We start from the raw sequence: 867 nt of genomic DNA on the forward strand, positions 1-867 counted from the left end.
ATGAAGTCGGAGTCGCTAGTAATCGCAGATCAGCAACGCTGCGGTGAATACGTTCCCGGGCCTTGTACACACCGCCCGTCACGTCATGAAAGTCGGTAACACCCGAAGCCGGTGGCCTAACCCCTTGTGGGAGGGAGCTGTCGAAGGTGGGATCGGCGATTGGGACGAAGTCGTAACAAGGTAGCCGTACCGGAAGGTGCGGCTGGATCACCTCCTTTCTAAGGAGCACACAACGACACATGTTTCGTGGGCGTCTGTTCTGCGGCGTGTGTGTGTTCGAGGGTGAAACATCAGACACTTCTGCCGGCTACACCCTGATGGTGTGGTCTGGTGGTTGCTGCTGGGTCGTGAGGCCGGCGGGTTCTTGTCACACTATCGGGGTTCTGAGAGAACACACGGTGCTGGTCTTCGGGCTGGTGTGGGTTGTCTCTGACCTAGCTGCATATCGCAATGCGTTGGTGAGGTGCCCTGTGGTGGGGTGCGGAGATGCTGCGGGGTGTGTGGTGTGTGTTGTTTGAGAAGTGCATAGTGGATGCGAGCATCTTTATTTCAAACCAATGCTCCGACTGTTGTTGGGGTGCTTGGTCTGTGATTTAGCAGAAATGTTTTGTGTGTCTACATTCGATCCCTGTTTGCTGGCCTTGTGGGGTTGGTGGGGTGGGGGTTGTTTGTAGGTGTTGTTGTAAGTGTGTAAGGGCGTTCGGTGGATGCCTTGGTACCAGGAGCCGATGAAGGACGTGGTAGGCCGCGATAGTCCTCGGGGAGTTGTCAAACGAGCTGTGATCCGAGGGTGTCCGAATGGGGAAACCCAGCACGAGTGATGTCGTGTTACCACCAGCTGAATGTATAGGCTGTGTGGGGGGAACG

Annotated in this window: 2 rRNA genes; both read left to right on the forward strand. The window is 55.9% G+C overall.

Annotated elements, in window-relative coordinates:
* Positions 1-218 (forward strand): 16S ribosomal RNA (locus MAY35_RS23180); the annotation flags it as partial.
* A gap of 462 nt (positions 219-680) precedes the next feature.
* Positions 681-867: ribosomal RNA gene (locus MAY35_RS23185) — 23S ribosomal RNA — on the forward strand; the annotation flags it as partial.

The sequence above is a fragment of the Gordonia sp. 'Campus' genome (assembly GCF_022206305.1).
In the GTDB taxonomy this organism is placed as follows: domain Bacteria; phylum Actinomycetota; class Actinomycetes; order Mycobacteriales; family Mycobacteriaceae; genus Gordonia.